This window comes from Caulobacter sp. KR2-114 (genome assembly GCF_049446115.1).
Taxonomy (GTDB): Bacteria; Pseudomonadota; Alphaproteobacteria; order Caulobacterales; family Caulobacteraceae; genus Acaudatibacter.
This window is the reverse complement of sequence record NZ_JBMSEC010000002.1, coordinates 41,181-56,029: the sequence shown is the minus strand read 5'-3', so window position 1 is coordinate 56,029 and position 14,849 is coordinate 41,181. Positions and strand designations below refer to the sequence as shown.

The 14,849-nt window shown below is 70.2% G+C and carries 16 protein-coding genes and 1 tRNA gene; 7 read left to right on the top strand and 10 right to left on the bottom strand.

Annotated features, from left to right (window positions below; all coding sequences use genetic code 11):
- Positions 1-51 precede the first annotated feature (51 nt).
- The 6 genes from ACO2Q3_RS06290 to cobA are packed head-to-tail and all read right to left on the bottom strand — an operon-like array spanning position 52 to position 5,065.
- The gene (locus ACO2Q3_RS06290) at positions 52-867 is read right to left on the bottom strand and encodes a ferredoxin--NADP reductase (RefSeq protein WP_423305707.1); all 816 of its coding nucleotides are present in this window, start codon (positions 865-867) and stop codon (positions 52-54) included.
- A gap of 42 nt (positions 868-909) precedes the next feature.
- A complete protein-coding gene (locus ACO2Q3_RS06285; protein ID WP_423306913.1) occupies positions 910-1,686 on the bottom strand; it encodes a phosphoadenylyl-sulfate reductase in 777 nt (258 codons plus the stop codon).
- Between the two features lie 5 nt (positions 1,687-1,691).
- Positions 1,692-2,216: a DUF934 domain-containing protein gene (locus ACO2Q3_RS06280; RefSeq protein ID WP_423305706.1), complete on the bottom strand. Its 525-nt coding sequence runs from the start codon at positions 2,214-2,216 to the stop codon at positions 1,692-1,694.
- The gene (locus tag ACO2Q3_RS06275) at positions 2,200-3,855 is read right to left on the bottom strand and encodes a nitrite/sulfite reductase (RefSeq protein ID WP_423305705.1); all 1,656 of its coding nucleotides are present in this window, start codon (positions 3,853-3,855) and stop codon (positions 2,200-2,202) included. Before ACO2Q3_RS06275 ends, ACO2Q3_RS06280 begins: the two co-directional genes overlap by 17 nt.
- Before the next feature lie 10 nt (positions 3,856-3,865).
- Positions 3,866-4,228, bottom strand: a complete 363-nt coding sequence (locus ACO2Q3_RS06270) for a DUF2849 domain-containing protein (protein WP_423305704.1) — start codon at positions 4,226-4,228, stop codon at positions 3,866-3,868.
- Positions 4,229-4,231: 3 nt separating this feature from the next.
- Entirely contained in the window at positions 4,232-5,065 is an 834-nt protein-coding gene (gene cobA, locus ACO2Q3_RS06265; RefSeq protein ID WP_423306912.1) for a uroporphyrinogen-III C-methyltransferase, read from the bottom strand.
- A gap of 219 nt (positions 5,066-5,284) precedes the next feature.
- Here cobA and gcvA point away from each other — a divergent pair, with 219 nt between their 5' ends.
- Entirely contained in the window at positions 5,285-6,232 is a 948-nt protein-coding gene (gcvA, locus tag ACO2Q3_RS06260; RefSeq protein WP_423305703.1) for a transcriptional regulator GcvA, read from the top strand.
- A 41-nt stretch (positions 6,233-6,273) separates the two neighbouring features.
- Here gcvA and ACO2Q3_RS06255 read toward each other — a convergent pair whose 3' ends face one another.
- Positions 6,274-6,621 carry an Hpt domain-containing protein gene (locus ACO2Q3_RS06255; RefSeq protein ID WP_423305702.1) on the bottom strand — a complete coding sequence of 116 codons (348 nt, stop codon included), beginning with the start codon at positions 6,619-6,621 and terminating at the stop codon, positions 6,274-6,276.
- Positions 6,622-6,719: 98 nt separating this feature from the next.
- On the opposite strand from ACO2Q3_RS06255, the gene ACO2Q3_RS06250 reads away from it, so the two are divergent.
- Positions 6,720-7,736 carry a glutathione S-transferase family protein gene (locus tag ACO2Q3_RS06250; protein WP_423305701.1) on the top strand — a complete coding sequence of 339 codons (1,017 nt, stop codon included), beginning with the start codon at positions 6,720-6,722 and terminating at the stop codon, positions 7,734-7,736.
- Between the two features lie 74 nt (positions 7,737-7,810).
- On the opposite strand, the gene ACO2Q3_RS06245 is transcribed toward ACO2Q3_RS06250, so the two are convergent.
- Positions 7,811-7,886 (bottom strand) — tRNA-Lys (locus ACO2Q3_RS06245).
- Positions 7,887-8,083: 197 nt separating this feature from the next.
- Here ACO2Q3_RS06245 and ACO2Q3_RS06240 point away from each other — a divergent pair.
- Together ACO2Q3_RS06240 and ACO2Q3_RS06235 are read left to right on the top strand one after the other, a co-directional pair.
- Positions 8,084-9,121, top strand: a complete 1,038-nt coding sequence (locus ACO2Q3_RS06240) for a Gfo/Idh/MocA family protein (RefSeq protein ID WP_423305700.1) — start codon at positions 8,084-8,086, stop codon at positions 9,119-9,121.
- A complete protein-coding gene (locus tag ACO2Q3_RS06235) occupies positions 9,118-10,185 on the top strand; it encodes a Gfo/Idh/MocA family protein (RefSeq protein ID WP_423305699.1) in 1,068 nt (355 codons plus the stop codon). The genes ACO2Q3_RS06240 and ACO2Q3_RS06235 overlap by 4 nt, the downstream gene beginning before the upstream one ends.
- Positions 10,186-10,194: 9 nt before the next feature.
- On the opposite strand, the gene ACO2Q3_RS06230 is transcribed toward ACO2Q3_RS06235, so the two are convergent.
- A complete protein-coding gene (locus ACO2Q3_RS06230; protein ID WP_423305698.1) occupies positions 10,195-10,563 on the bottom strand; it encodes a response regulator in 369 nt (122 codons plus the stop codon).
- Between the two features lie 298 nt (positions 10,564-10,861).
- Between ACO2Q3_RS06230 and ACO2Q3_RS06225 the strand changes: the two genes are divergently transcribed.
- The 3 genes from ACO2Q3_RS06225 to ACO2Q3_RS06215 all read left to right on the top strand — a co-directional run bounded on the left by ACO2Q3_RS06225 (position 10,862) and on the right by ACO2Q3_RS06215 (position 14,366).
- Positions 10,862-11,122, top strand: a complete 261-nt coding sequence (locus ACO2Q3_RS06225) for a GlsB/YeaQ/YmgE family stress response membrane protein (protein WP_423305697.1) — start codon at positions 10,862-10,864, stop codon at positions 11,120-11,122.
- A gap of 134 nt (positions 11,123-11,256) precedes the next feature.
- Positions 11,257-13,428 carry a catalase gene (locus ACO2Q3_RS06220; protein ID WP_423305696.1) on the top strand — a complete coding sequence of 724 codons (2,172 nt, stop codon included), beginning with the start codon at positions 11,257-11,259 and terminating at the stop codon, positions 13,426-13,428.
- Positions 13,429-13,430: 2 nt separating this feature from the next.
- On the top strand, positions 13,431-14,366 hold the full coding sequence (locus ACO2Q3_RS06215) for an NAD(P)/FAD-dependent oxidoreductase (protein ID WP_423305695.1): 936 nt from the start codon (positions 13,431-13,433) through the stop codon (positions 14,364-14,366).
- Here the strand turns inward: ACO2Q3_RS06215 and ACO2Q3_RS06210 are convergent.
- The gene (locus ACO2Q3_RS06210) at positions 14,363-14,656 is read right to left on the bottom strand and encodes a hypothetical protein (protein ID WP_423305694.1); all 294 of its coding nucleotides are present in this window, start codon (positions 14,654-14,656) and stop codon (positions 14,363-14,365) included. The two genes, ACO2Q3_RS06215 and ACO2Q3_RS06210, sit on opposite strands and share 4 nt — an antisense overlap.
- Positions 14,657-14,849: the final 193 nt, after the last annotated feature.

Sequence of the window (14,849 nt, the reverse complement as noted above, 5' to 3'; positions counted from 1 at the left end):
CGTAAGCTTGGCTAATGTGAATTCGGCGACAGGATGTCCGCCGCCCTGACCTCAGGTCTCGACGAACGCCCGCTCCAGCACGAAGTCGCCCGGGTTGGCCACCGAGCCCTCCTCGTAGCCGCGGTCCAGCAGCAGCTGCTTCAGGTCGGCGAGCACCGAGGGGCCGCCGCACAGCATCACCCGGTCGCGCGCCGGGTCCAGCGGCGGCAGGCCGATGTCCTCGAACAGCTTGCCCGACTGGATCAGGTCGGTAATGCGGCCGCGGGTCTTGAAGTCCTCGCGGGTCACCGTCGGATAGTAGATCAGCTTGGGCGCAACCATCTCGCCCAGGTCCGGGTCGTTCGGCAGGTCGTGCTCCAGGAACTGGCGGTAGCTGAGGTCGGCGACCTCGCGCACGGTGTGGGTGATGATCACCTTCTCGAAGCGTTCGTAGACTTCCGGGTCGCGCGCCAGGCTGAGGAACGGGGCCAGGCCCGTGCCGGTGCCCATCAGGTACAGGTTCCTGCCGGGGCGCAGGCCGTCCAGCACCAGGGTGCCGGTGGGCTTCTTGCCGACCAGGATCTCGTCGCCGACCTTGATGTTCTGCAGGATCGAGGTCAGCGGGCCGTCCTGGACCTTGATCGAGTAGAACTCCAGCTCGTCGGCATAGTTGGCGCTGGCGATCGAATAGGCGCGCAGAAGCGGCTTGCCGTTGATCTCCAGGCCCAGCATCACGAACTGGCCGTTCTCGAAGCGCAGGCCCGGATCGCGGGTGGTGCGCAGGGTGAACAGGCTCTCCGTCCAGTGGTGCACATGCGTCACCGTCTCGACGTAGAAGGCGCCGCGGGCCTTCGGGGGCGGCGGGGCGGCAAGCGGGGCGTCGGTCATGAAGGGTCGTCTACCTGAATCGCGGGGGAGCGCGGAAGCGCGCTAAATGTCACCACCCATGAATGGGGCGGCGCCGGGCGCGCGGGCGGTATGTATGCCGCACTCGGTCTTTTGGGAACCCGCCCAGCGGCCGGCGCGCACATCCTCGCCCTCCTCCACCGGATTGGTGCACGGCCAGCAGCCGATCGAGGGAAAGCCGGCGGCGACCAGCGGGTGTGCCGGCAGGGCGTGCTCGGCGGCGTAGGCGTCGAGCTCTTCCTTCGACCAATTGGCCAGCGGATTGAACTTCAGCTTGCCTTCGGACTCCTCCACCACCGCCAGGCGCAGGCGGTCGCCGCCATGGAAGCGCTTGCGGCCGGTGACCCAGGCGTCGAAGCCGTCCAGAGCGGTGTCCAGCGGGACCACCTTGCGGATGTGGCAGCAGGCGTCGGTATCGGTCTTGTACAGGTCGGCGTTGGGATCGCCGGTGGCCAGGTCCTCGAAGCTCGGACGCAGGTCGCGCACGCCGGTCAGCCCGAGCTTCGCGGCCAGGCTCTTGCGGTAGTCCAGGGTCTGGCCGAACAGCATGCCGGTGTCGAGGAACAGCACGGCGATCTGCGGATCGACCTGGGCCGCCATGTGCAGCAGCACCGCCGATTCCGCGCCGAACGACGAGACCAGCGCCAGGCGGTCGCCGAAATGATCCACCGCCGCCCGCAGGATCGTCGACGGGTGGGCGTCACGCAGCTCGGCGTTGAGGCGCCGGGCCAGCAACTGCGCCGGCGTGAGCGCCTCGGCCGGCGGCTGGGCGACGTCGAACTCGGACTGATCGTAGGCCAGGGCCATCACGCTTGCCTTTCCTCGAAGGCCGGCGCGCGGTTGTCCGCCGCGCGCTGGTACACATGCCGGAAACGGGCGGCCACGTGGGCCCAATCGGCCGCCGTCGACCCGTCGGCGGGGACGAAGGCGTCGAACCCGCAGCGGATCATGAAATGCGCCTGCTCGCGCAGGACCTCGCCCACGGCGCGGATCTCGCCGCCGTAGCCGAACCGTTCGCGCAGCAGCCGGGCGCCGGAATAGGCGCGGCCGTCGCGATACTTGGGGATCGCCAGCGCCACCAGCGCCAGGCGCGGCAGGTCATAGGCCAGGGCCTCGACCGCCTCGGCCGGCTCGATGCGCACGCCGACGCTTCGCCCCTCGGCCAGCAGGGTCTCGCCCTCGGCCTGGAAGCGGCTCAGCGAGATGATCACGTCGCCGCGCGGAACCGGCTCGTCGTCGGCCACGCTGGTGAACGGATCGTCGTGGTCCTCGGCGTGGGGGGCGTTGGCGCCGCCGCTCGCCGCGCCCAGCCACCTAATGAGCTTCGGCATAGACGGCCTCCTTGAACGGGGCCAGGCCCGTACGGCGATAGGTGTCGAGGAAGCGCTCCTCGCCCTGGCGTTCGCGCAGATAGACCTCGACCAGCTGGTCGACGGCGACGGCCACCCGGTCGGCCGGCAGCGCCGGGCCCAGGATCTTGCCGACCTCGGCGTCCTCGGCGCCCGAGCCGCCCAGGGTCAGCTGGTAGAACTCCTCACCCTTCTTATCGACGCCCAGGATGCCGATGTGCGCGATGTGGTGGTGGCCACAGGCGTTGATGCAGCCGCTGATCTTGATCTTCAGCTCGCCCACCTTCTCCGCCCGGTCCTGGTCGGCGAAGCGGGCCTGGATCTGCTGGGCGATGGGGATCGCCCGGGCGTTGGCCAGGGCGCAGTAGTCCAGCCCCGGGCAGGCGATGATGTCGCTGATCAGGTTGGAGTTCGGCGTGGCCAGCCCCGCCGCGGCCAGGGCCGCGTGCACCGCCGGCAGGTCGTCGAGCTTGACGTGCGGCAGCACCAGGTTCTGCTCGTGGGTCACGCGCACGTCGTCGAACGAATAGCGCTCGGCGAGGTCGGCCATGACCTCCATCTGTTCGGCGCTGGCGTCGCCAGGGGTCTCGCCGATGGCCTTCAGCGGCACCTCGACGATGGCGTAGCCCGGCTTCTTGTGCGGCCGCACCACGTTGCGCGCCCAGCGGGCGAAGGCCGCGCCGCCGCGCTTGGCCGCCTCGAAGGCTTCCGAACGGGCCGGCAGGGTCTCGAACGCCACCGGCGCGAACGCGCCGCGGATGCGGGCCAGCTCGGTGTCGGGCAAGTCGCCGGCGACGCCGATCTTCTCCCACTCTTCCTCGACCAGCGCGCCGAACGCCTCGGCGCCCAGCGAGGCCACCAGGATCTTGATGCGGGCCTTGTAGGCGTTGTCGCGCCGGCCCTGGCGGTTGTACGTGCGCAGCACCGCCTCGAGATACGAGAACAGGCGCGAGGCCGGCAGGAACGGCTTGATGGTCTGGCCGATATAGGGCGTGCGACCCAGGCCGCCGCCCACCAGCACCTCGAAGCCCAGCTCGCCCTCGGGCGAGCGGCGCAGGTACAGGCCGATGTCGTGCGCCTTCACCGCCGCCCGGTCGTGCAGCGAGGCGCTGACCGCGATCTTGAACTTGCGCGGCAGGAAGGCGAATTCCGGGTGGAAGGTCGACCACTGGCGGATCGCCTCGCACCACACCCGCGCATCGTCCAGCTCCTCGGCCGTGGCCCCCGAATAGGGGTCGGCGGTGGTGTTGCGGATGCAGTTGCCGCTGGTCTGGATGGCGTGCATCCCCACCTCGGCCAGCTCGTCCAGGATGTCCGGCGCGTCGCGCAGCTTGATCCAGTGGAACTGCAGGTTGGTGCGGGTTGTGAAGTGGCCGTAGCCGCGGTCGTACTTGCGCGCCACGTGCGCCAGGCGGCGCAGCTGGGTCGAATTCAGCGAGCCGTAGGGCACCGCGATGCGCAGCATGTAGGCGTGCAGCTGCAGGTACAGGCCGTTCATCAGCCGGATCGACTTGAACTGGTCCTCGGTGATCTCGCCGGCCAGACGCCGGGCGGCCTGCTCGCGGAACTCCGCGGCGCGGTCGGCCAGCATCTCCCGGTCGATGTCGTCGTAGCGGTACATGGCGCGGCCCTTACTTGCGCTTGATCAGGTTGACGCGGCCGGTGGACCGCGCGGCGCCGGCGGCGTGGGTCAGGGCGTCGACCGCCGCCCCGCCTTCGGCCTGCTTGCCGTGCTCGGGCTTGTTGGTCGGCCCCAGCGCGCGGATGCGCTCGCGATAGCTCAGCGGCGCCCAGCCCCCTTCCGAGGGGATCACGTCGATCAGGTAGACGTCGACCACGCGGGTGGGCTGCGCCTTGCCGTGGCCCTCGGCCTCCTCGGCGGTGGCGTCGCCCTCGTCCCAAAGCTGGGCGTCGGCGAAGCGCTCGACCCAGCGGCCGGCGTTCCAGAACACCACTTCGCCATCGTCCAGGCGGTTGGCGGTCAGGGCTTTCATCGGTCAGGCCCTCGCGGCTTGGGCGGTGGAGACAAGATCAGCGATCATCGGCGTCGAGGCCTGGGCCAGCGCCATCGCCTCGCCGACGATCAGCAGCGCCGGACCGGCCAGGCCCGCGGCGGCGCTGGCGAGATCGCCCAGGGTGGTGACGATGCGCGCCTCGTCGGCGCGGCTGGCGTTCTCGACGATCAGCGCCGGCGTGGCCGGATCGCGGCCGGCGTCCATCAGCCGCCCGGCGATCGGCCCGGCCGTGGAGACGCCCATGTAGATCACCACCGTGTGGTTGGCCCTGGCCAGGTGTTCCCAGTCGAGGTCCGGCTCCGCGCCCTTGGCCGCGTGGCCGGTGACGAAGGTCACCGCCTGCGCCGCCCCGCGATGGGTCAGCGGCGCGCCCGCCGCGGCGCTGGCCGCCAGGGCCGCGGTCACGCCCGGCGCCACCAGGCACTCGACGCCCGCCGCGCGACAGGCTTCCAGCTCCTCGCCGCCCCGGCCGAAGATGAACGGATCGCCGCCCTTCAGCCGCACGACCTGCAGGCCGTCCTGGGCGAACGCCACCAGCATACGGTTGATCTCGTCCTGGGCGTAGGAATGGCGCGACTTGCGCTTGGCCACCGAGATCCGGCGCGCCATGGCCGGCGCCAGGGCCAGAATCTCGTCCGACACCAGGCCGTCGTGCACCACCACGTCGGCGGCCGACAGCGCCTTCAGCGCCTTGATGGTCAGCAGATCTGGGTCGCCCGGGCCGGCGCCCACCAGCCACACGCGACCGGCGCGCGCTGGGGCGGCGGGCTTGCCCCCGCCCAGCAGCACCAGGCTTTTCGTGGATTTGGCTGTCATGGTCAGCTTGGTCATTGGCCCTCAACGCCACCTAGGGGCCCGTATATGTTTCAGGAACTCTAAAAGGCTAGGCTAAAGACAGGACGGGGCGAACCTGAAAGGCTCGCCCCGCCGACATCCGTCGGCGAAAAGGGCCGATGCGCCGCCGGACAGTTGCAAACTGGTGTCCACGGCCCCATTTCGCAACCAAGGACTTCTGCCGGGGGTATCAGGATTTCTATGGAGTCTAGGCGCCGTCTTCCACCGCTCAACGCCTTGCGGGCTTTCGAAGCCGCCGCCAGGCACCTGAATTTCAGCCGGGCCGCGGACGAATTGTCCGTCACGCCAGGGGCCGTGTCGCAGCAGATCCAGAACCTGGAAGACTATGTGGGGGCCTCGCTGTTCAAGCGCACGCCCAAGGGGCTGCTGCTCACCGACGCGGCGCAGACCGCCCTGCCCGCCCTGCGCGAGGCCTTCGACCGCCTGGCTGAGGCCGCCTCCCTGCTCACCGCCGCCGTCGACGGCCGGCGCCTGACCCTGACCGCCGCCCCGTCGTTCGCCGCCAAGTGGCTGGTGCCGCGCCTCGGCCGCTTCGAGGAGGCGCACCCGCACGTCGACGTCTGGCTGTCGGCCGACATGGAGTTGGTGGACTTCGCCGCCGGCGAGGTGGACCTGGCCATCCGCTACGGCTCGGGACGCTATCCGGGCCTGGAGTCGGTGCGGCTGATGAACGAGACCGTGATCCCCGTCGCCAGCCCCGACCTGGTCGCCGCCAACCCCCTGGCCGACCCCTCGGACCTGTCGCACCACATCCTGCTGCACGACGGCTCACCCGACGCTGACGACAGCTGTCCGGACTGGTCGATGTGGCTGGCGGCGCGCAACGTGAAGGGCGTCGACGGCAACCGGGGTCCGCGTTTCAATCAGTCCAGCCTGGTGATCGAGGCAGCGGTCGGCGGTCGCGGCGTGGCGCTGGCCAAGCGCACCCTGGCGCAGGACGACCTGGACGCCGGCCGCCTGGTGGCGCCGCTGCAGATCGCCACCGCCGTGGACTTCGCCTATCACGTGGTGCACCCCAAGGCGAAAGGCCGCCTGCCCCAGGTGAAGGCCTTCGTCTCCTGGATCACCGCCGAGGCGGCCGCGCACGAGGCGGCCCTGGCCACGATGGACAACGGCGCCGGCATATAGGGCGTCGGCGCCTGGCGACTATTCGGCGGAATATCCGCAGCTTAACGCTTGGTCTTCAGCGACTTCAGCGCCTGTTCGTGGGCGTAGGCCGCCACGTCCGCCAGCGCTTCGTCCAGGGCGTCGCGCACCTTCGGCAGGCCCACCGACCCCTTGGCCTCCGCCCATGCGCACGCCTCGCCCAGGGCGAAGGCGCCGACACCGCGGGCCGCGCCCTTGATGGTGTGCACCGCATCGCGCCAGCCTTCGTTGGCCGGGTCGAGCATGGTCGACCAGATCCCGGCCTGTTCACGGAACAGGGCCAGCACCTCGTCGATCACCTGGGCGTCGCCGGCGGCGAAGTCTTCCAGGTAGCCGAAGTCCACCACACCCTTGATGTCCCGCTTGGCCATCGTTTGCCGCTCCCCCAGCCGCGACGGTTGTGGCATCCTCGACGCCACAAAGCTTGGCCATGACGAATCCGGCCACGCGCATAACATGGGAGGCGCACATGGACGGCGTCTACGAGATTCACGGCGCCCTGGGCTCACCGTACTCGCTGAAGGTGCGCGCGGTGCTGCGCTACCGCCGGCTGCCGCACATCTGGCGCTCGACCGGGCTGACCAGTTCCGTGCGCGACAACGTCAAGGTCCCGGTGATTCCGGTGATCCGCTTTCCCGACGGTTCGTGGCGCAACGATTCCACCCCCGTGATCGCGGCGCTCGAGGCCGCCCACGCCGATCGGGGCCTGGTCCCGGACGATCCCGCCGACGCCTTCCTGGCCTTCCTGATCGAGGACATGGCCGACGAATGGGGGACCAAGGCGATGTTCCACTACCGCTGGGCCTACCCGGAAGACGTCGACGTCAACGCCTTCACCCTGGTGCAGCAGTCGATGCTGGGCCGCCCACGGGCCGAGATCGACGCCGCCGCCGCGAGCATCCGCGATCGCCAGGTGGGCCGCATGCCCCTGGTGGGCTGCACCCCGGCCAACGCGCCGCTGATCGAGGAAAACGCGCACCGGGTGCTGGCCCTGATCGACGCCCATCTCGACGCCAAGAGCCCCGACCAGGGCCTGTGGCTGTTCGGCCAGCGGCCGTCGATCGCCGACTTCGGCTGGTACGGCCAGCTGTCGCAGCTGGCCCGCGACCCGACCCCACGCCGGCTGATGCGCGAGCGCTATCCGGCGGCCTTCACCTGGGTCGAGACCCTGGACGACGCCTCAGGCCTGGAACCCGGCCCATGGCGCGATCCGGCCGCCCCGCCTTCCGCGGCCCTGCAGGGCCTGCTGGCCATGGCCAGCGACGTCTACCTGCCGTTCCTGGCCGAGAACGCCCGCGCCCTGGCCGACGGCCGCAGCGAGCTGCACATCACCCTGGCCGGCCATCCCTACGCCCAGGCCCCGTTCGGCTACCAGGCCAAGTGCCTGGCCGCGCTGAAGGCCGCCTTCCAGGCCCTGGCGCCGGAACCGCGACGGCGGGTGGAGACCCTGCTGTGTCCGCAGGGCGTGGCGATCCTCGCGGCCTGAGCCGGCGGGACGGCAGGCGCGGCCCCGACCGGGGCCGAGGCCCCCTCAGATCCGGCCTAAGTTCCTGAAAGATATGGTGGGTGTAGTAGGGCTCGAACCTACGACCCGCTGATTAAGAGTCAGCTGCTCTACCAACTGAGCTATACACCCGCTCGGCAGCTGAGGCCCTTCCAGGCCCCGGCGCGAGGGCGCGGAACATACTCAAAAAGCCGGGGTTGGCAAGCGGCTGCGGCAATTGTTTTTCGCCGGCCTCGCTTGGCGGCCGCCGCACCCGTCCCCTAGGGTTGCGCCGCAAGGCCCCGCGGACCTCTCCGGCGGCGCCCCGTCGCGCAGGAGTCTCCGCTGTCATGGCCATCCGCTTCGCCGCGCTCGGCATCGACCACATGCACATCTTCGACCACATCCAGGGCCTGCTGGCCGCGGGCGCCGAGTTCGCGGGCTATGCGGAGGAGACCACCGTCCCTGCGATCGCCAAGGGCATCGCACGGACCTGGCCGGACGCGCCGGTGCTGACGCCGCAGCAGATCCTCGAAGACCCCAGCATCCAGGTGGTGTGCAACGCCGCCGTTCCCGCGGACCGGGCGGCGATGGCCGTCCAGGCCATGCGCCACGGCAAGGACGTCATGTGCGACAAGCCGGGGGCCACCACCGCCGCGCAGCTGGCCGACCTGCGCCAGGCGGTGGCCGAGACAGGGCGCATCTTCTCGATCTGCTTCTCCGAGCGCCTGGCGGTGCGGGCGGCGCAGAAGGCGGGGGAACTGGTCCAGGCCGGCGCCATCGGCCGGGTGGTGCAGACGCTGGGCATGGGGCCGCACCGCCTGAACCGGGCGCGGCGGCCATCGTGGTTCTTCGAGCCCGAGCGCTACGGCGGCATCCTGGTGGACATCGCCTCGCACCAGATCGACCAGTTCCTGTTCTACACCGGCTCGGCCACGGGCGAGGTGATCGCCAGCACGATCGGCAACTACGGCAACCCTGACGACCCCGGGCTGCAGGACTTCGGCCAGATCATGCTGAAGAGCGACCGCGCCACCGGCTATATCCGGGTCGACTGGTTCACCCCTGACGGCCTGCCCACCTGGGGCGACGGACGGCTGACGCTGCTGGGAACCGAGGGCTACATCGAGCTGCGCAAGTACGTCGACATCGACGGCAGGCCCGGCGGCGACCATCTGTTCCTGGTGGACGGCCAGAGCGTGCGCCACATCGACTGCGCCGGCGAGCCGCTGGTCTATTTTCGCGACTTCCTGGCCGACGTGCGCGATCGCACCGAGACCGCCATGCCGCAGGCGCATGTGTTCGAGGTCAGCCGCCTGGCGATCGAGGCGCAGGATCGCGCCCAGATTCTCACCCCCGTCCCGCCCGTTTCCGGAGCCGCCGAATGAGCCCTCTTCGCGTCGCCATCATCGGCTCCGGCATCGGCGCCATGCACGCCAAGGGCTATCGCTGGCTGCCGCAGCTGTTCGACGTGCCGGTGCTGTGCGCGCTGGATGAGCCGCGCTCGCGCAAGGTCTGCGCCCGCTACCAGATCCCCGAGTTCAGCCTGGACTTCGCCGCGACGATCGCCCGGCCGGACATCGACGTGGTCGACATCTGCACCCCGCCCGACCTGCACTTTCCCATGGTTCGCGCCGCCCTGGCGGCGGGCAAGCACGTGATCTGCGAGAAGCCCCTGTTCGGCTCGATCGCCGAGGTGGACGAGATCGAGGCCGACGTGGCGCGCGCCGGCCGGCTGCTGATGCCGATCTTCCAGTACCGTTTCGGGGCCGGCCTGCAGAAGCTGAAGGCGCTGATCGCCGCCGGCCTGACCGGCCCGGCCTTCATGACCACCATCGAGACCCACTGGTGGCGCGACGCCGACTACTACGCCGTCCCCTGGCGCGGAAAGTGGGCCAGCGAGCTGGGCGGCGGCCTGCTGGGGCATGCGATCCACGCGCATGACATGCTGAACTACGTGCACGGCCCCTCGACCGAGGTGTTCGCCATGACGGCGACCCTGGTGAACCCGATCGAGGTGGAGGACACCGCCGCCCTGAGCGTGCGCCTGGCCAATGGCTCGCTGGCCAGCCTGTCGATGACCCTGGGGTCGCGCCGCGAAATCTCGCGCCTGCGCTTCGCCTTCCGCGACCTGGTCGCCGAGAGCCAAACCGAGCCCTACACCATGTACCGCGACCCGTGGACCTTCATCGCCGAGGACGAGGCGCACCAGGCCAGGGTCGACGCCGCCCTGGCGGCGCATCCGCACCACGAGGACAGCTACACCCGCCAGTTCGAGCTGTTCCACGCGGCCGTCACCCAGGGCGCCGAGCTGCCGGTGACGACGACTGACGCCCGCCGGTCCCTGGAGCTGGTGACGGCGGCCTATCACTCGGCCCGGACCAACCGCCCGGTCAGCCTGCCGCTGGACCAGGACCACCCGCTCTATCGCAGCTGGCTGCCGACAGCCTGAGCCGTAGGTTCAGCCGCCGGCGGGCCGGCCGGGCGCCTGCGAGGCGGCCAGTTCTTCCACCAGGTTGGTCAGGTGGCTGAGGCGATAGGGCTTGGCGAGGAAGCGGCCGTCGTCCGGCACGTCGCGTTTGGAGATCTGTCCGCCGCCGGAGGTGACGATCAACCGGACGGCGGGCCAGCGCTCGTGCACCAGGCGCGCCAGGCCAAGGCCGTCGCGCTCGCCCGGCATGTTGACGTCGGTGAACAGCACCGCGACCGTCGCGCCGGATTCCAGGATCTCCAGCGCCTGCTCGGCGCTCGCGGCCTCGAGCACCTCGTAGCCGGCGTCGAGCAGTTCCTGGACGGTGGCGAGGCGCACGAGCCCTTCGTCTTCAACCACGAGGATCGTCTGTCGGGGGGCACGGTTACTCATCCCCCAGTAAGCCGCGACGGGCGTGATCGTTGCGGGTCTGAAAAATTCTTTAGTCTCCCACCGTCCCTGTATTCGTAGCTTCTCCCTCCTAACCTGAAGTATTCGCCACAGACCGGCTCATCACCGGAGAATGTTACGCGGCGCCACGATCCCGAGATAATTTTGACGTGAAACGCGAGATCTGATCCCGCCTGCGGAACGGAATGCTCATCCAAGATTTACGGCTTCTGCCGACGACGTGTCGGCAATCGAACGGGAGGCCGAATTGGGTATCATCGCATGGCTCATACTGGGCCTCATATCGGGCTTCATCGCCAGCAAGCTGGTCAACAAGACCGGTGAAGGCCTGGTGATGGATATCGTGCTGGGCGTCGTCGGCGCCTTTGTCGGCGGCTTCGTGTTCAGCCACTTCTTCGGCGCGACAGGCGTCACCGGGCTGAACCTCTACAGCATGTTCGTCGCCGTGATCGGCGCGGTGATCGTGCTCCTGCTCTATCACATGGTGTTCCGCCGCCGGTCGATCTGACCCCGCGGCCCGGCCTCGTCCGGCTGACGGCTCGCCAGGCGCAACGCCTTGCGGGCCGAGGCGGCGAGCGACCCCAGCTTCCCTGCCCTACCCCGATCCCACCCCAGCGGCCGTGACGGCCGGAGAGACAGTGCATGCCCAAGTCCACGCCGCGATCGTCCGCGCCGCGATCGTCCGCGCCGCTTAGCCCCGCCGAGCGCGCCCAGGCCGCCGATCACGACACCACCGCCGCCGCCGACACCCTGACGCCGCCCGGCGGCGAGCTGCAGCTGCAGGCCGGCGACGCCGCCGAGCAGCTGACCACCAACCAGGGCGTTCCGATCGGCGACAACCAGAATTCGCTGAAGGCCGGCCCGCGCGGGCCGGTGCTGCTGCAGGACTTCATCCTGCGCGAAAAGCTCATGCACTTCGACCACGAGCGCATTCCCGAACGGGTGGTCCACGCCCGCGGATCGGCGGCGCACGGTTATTTTGAGTGCCTGGAGAGCTGCGCCGATGTCACCATGGCCGACTTTCTGCAGCGGCCGGGCGAGAAGATCCCGGTGTTCACCCGCTTTTCCACCGTCGCCGGCAACAAGGGCTCGTCCGATCTCGCCCGCGACGTGCGAGGCTTTGCGGTGAAGTTCTACACCCAGCAGGGCAACTTCGATCTGGTGGGCAACAACATGCCGGTGTTCTTCATCCAGGACGCCATCAAGTTTCCCGACCTGATCCACGCCGCCAAGCAGGACCCCGACCGCGAGTTTCCGCAGGCGCAGACCGCGCACGACACCTTCTGGGACTACATCTCGCTGACGCCCGAGAGCCTGCACATGGTCATGTGGATCATGTCCGACCGGGCCATTCCGCGCTCGCTGCGGATGATGGAAGGCTTCGGCGTGCACACCTTCCGCCTCGTCGACGCCGAGGGCCGCTCGACCTTCGTCAAGTTCCACTGGCGGCCCAAGCTTGGCATGCAGTCGGTGGTCTGGGACGAGGCGGTGAAGATCAACGGCGCCGATCCGGACTTCCATCGCCGCGACCTGTGGAACGCCATCGAGGCGGGCGACTTCCCGGAGTGGGAGTTCTGCCTGCAGACCTTCACCCAGGACGAGGCCGACGGCTTCGACTTCGACGTGCTGGACGCCACCAAGCTGGTTCCCGAGGAGCTCGCGCCGCTTAGGGTCGTCGGCCGCATGGTGCTCGATCGCAACCCGGCCAACTTCTTCGCCGAGACCGAACAGGTGGCCTATTGCACGGCCAACGTCGTGCCCGGCATCGACTTCACCAACGACCCGCTGCTGCAGGGCCGGCTGTTTTCCTATCTCGACACCCAACTGAAGCGCCTCGGCGGACCCAACTTCCATCAGATCCCGATCAACCAGCCGAAGTGCCCGTTCCACAACCTGCAGCGCGATGGCCACATGCGGATGGACGTTCCCGTCGGCCAGGTGAACTACGAGCCCTCCAGCCTCGGTCCCGACGTGGCCCGCGCCTCGGCGGACTTCGGCTACCGGACGTTCCCCGCGCCAGAGGCCGGCGAGCAGCTGCGCATCCGGCCCGAAAGCTTCGCCGACCACTACAGCCAGGCGCGGCTGTTCTTCCTCAGCCAGACCGAGCCCGAACAGGGCCACATCGTCGCCGCCCTGATCTTCGAGCTCAGCAAGTGCTTCCTGCCCCGCGTGCGCGAGGCGGTGCTCGCGCGGCTGGCGGCGGTCGACGACCGCCTCGCCGCCCGTGTCGCCGCGGGCCTTGGCCTGGCCGAACCGCAGTCGCCGCCGAAGGGCGCCAGGCGCGCCGCGGAGCCCGCGCCCTCGCCGATGCTCAGCATCCTGGCCAAGGCCCAGCCGACCCTGCAGGGCCGGAAGGTGGGCGCCCTGGTCACCGACGGAACCGACGGGGCCCTGGTCGCGGCGCTGAAGACCGCGCTGGCTGCGGCCGGCGCCAGCCTGGAACTGGTCGCCCCGACCATCGCCGGCGTCGTCACCGCCGACGGCAAGCGGCTGGCGGCAGACCACCGGCTCGACGGGGGCCCGTCGGTGCTGTTCGACGCCGTCGCCCTGCTGCCCTCGCCGGAAGGCGGCTTCGAGCTGGCCACCGAGGCGGCGGCGGTGAACTTCGTGCGCGACGCCTTCGCCCACCTCAAGGTGATCGCCTACCTGCCCGCGGCCGAGCCACTGTTCGTCAAGGGCGGGCTCTCCGGCGTCGGTCCGGGCAGCGATCCGGGCCTGATCGTGCTGCCGGCCCGCTCGGTGGACGACTTCGTGCGGGTGGCCGCGGAAGGGCGGATCTGGGCGCGCGAGCCGCAGGTGCGCAAGGTCTTCTAGCCATGACCGCGATGGCCGCCGACTGCCTGATCGTCGGGGGCGGCCCGGCGGGCCTGACGGCGGCGATCTATGCCGCGCGGTTCCGGCTGACGACCGTGGTGGTCGACGCCGGCGGCGGGCGCGCGGCGCAGATTCCCCGCACCCGCAACCACGCCGGCTTTCCCGGCGGGATCTCCGGCGAGGCGCTGCTCGACCGCATGCGCACCCAGGCCGTCAGCTTCGGCGTCGACCTCAGGGCCGGGCGGGTCGACGCCATCGGCGGCTCGGCCGGCGACTTCACCGCCTGGCTCACCCAGGGCGAGCCTGTGCGGACCCGGGCGGTGATCCTGGCCACCGGCGTTTCCAACCATCGCCCGGAGATCGGCGAAGCGGCGCACGCCCAGGCGCTCGCCCGCGGCCTGCTGCGCTATTGCCCGGTCTGCGATGGCTACGAGGTCACCGACCGCAACGTCGGTGTGATCGGCGCCGGCGCCCACGCCGTCAGGGAGGCCAGCTTTCTGCGCGCCTATACCGACCGCGTGACGGTGATCGGCCCGACCGCCGCGCCGGCGTTCGGGGCGGCGCAACGCGCCGAGCTGGCCGCCTTGGGGATCACCGTCGCCGACGGACCGGCCAGCGACATCCGCGTCGAGGCGACGGCGATCAGCCTCGAGGCGGCGGGTCGGCGCCTATGGTTCGACACGGTCTACCCCGCGCTGGGGTCGACAGTGCATTCGGCGCTGGCGGCCGGCCTCGGCGCCAGCCTGACCGCGGACGGCTGCATCCGGGTCGACACGCACCAGCGCACCAGCGTGCCCGGCGTCTACGCGGCCGGCGACGTGGTGATCGGGCTGGACCAGATCAGCCACGCCATGGGCGAGGCCGGGGTCGCCGCGACCACCCTGCGCAACGACCTTGCCGCCGCCACGCCGCAGCTGCGCGGCCCCGCCGCGGCCTAGCCCTTGCTCAGCCGGCGCCGGTTGGCCCGCACCTTGCGCCGATAGTGGGCGATCGTCCGCGCCGAGACGCTGGCCGGCGTGCCGCCCAGCCCGCCTGTCAGCGCCCGCATCTGCAGGCTCGCGGCGGCGGCGACCTTCTCGCTGACCATCCGCTCCGCCTCCGCCCGGCCGTCGGCGCCGCCCTGGGCGAGCTTCAGGGTCCGCAGCCCGATCACGGCCGACGCCTCCAGGCCCAGGCTCCAGGCGTCCAAGCCGATGCCCAGCCAGGGATTGCCACGCGCTCGCTTCATGTATCGCCGCCTTCCGCCAGCCAGAAGGCCGGCCCTGTCCGCATGGGCGTCTCGGGGATCGAGAACCCAGGGACCGTTCGACCGCCACCGCCGCCGACGCCTCGTATCCCTCGCTCGCAAGGGGATCGCAGGCGCAATGCCCGGCCGACGGCGTCGTTCCATGCCGGGCGGCCGTCAACGTTCGGCGAGGTCT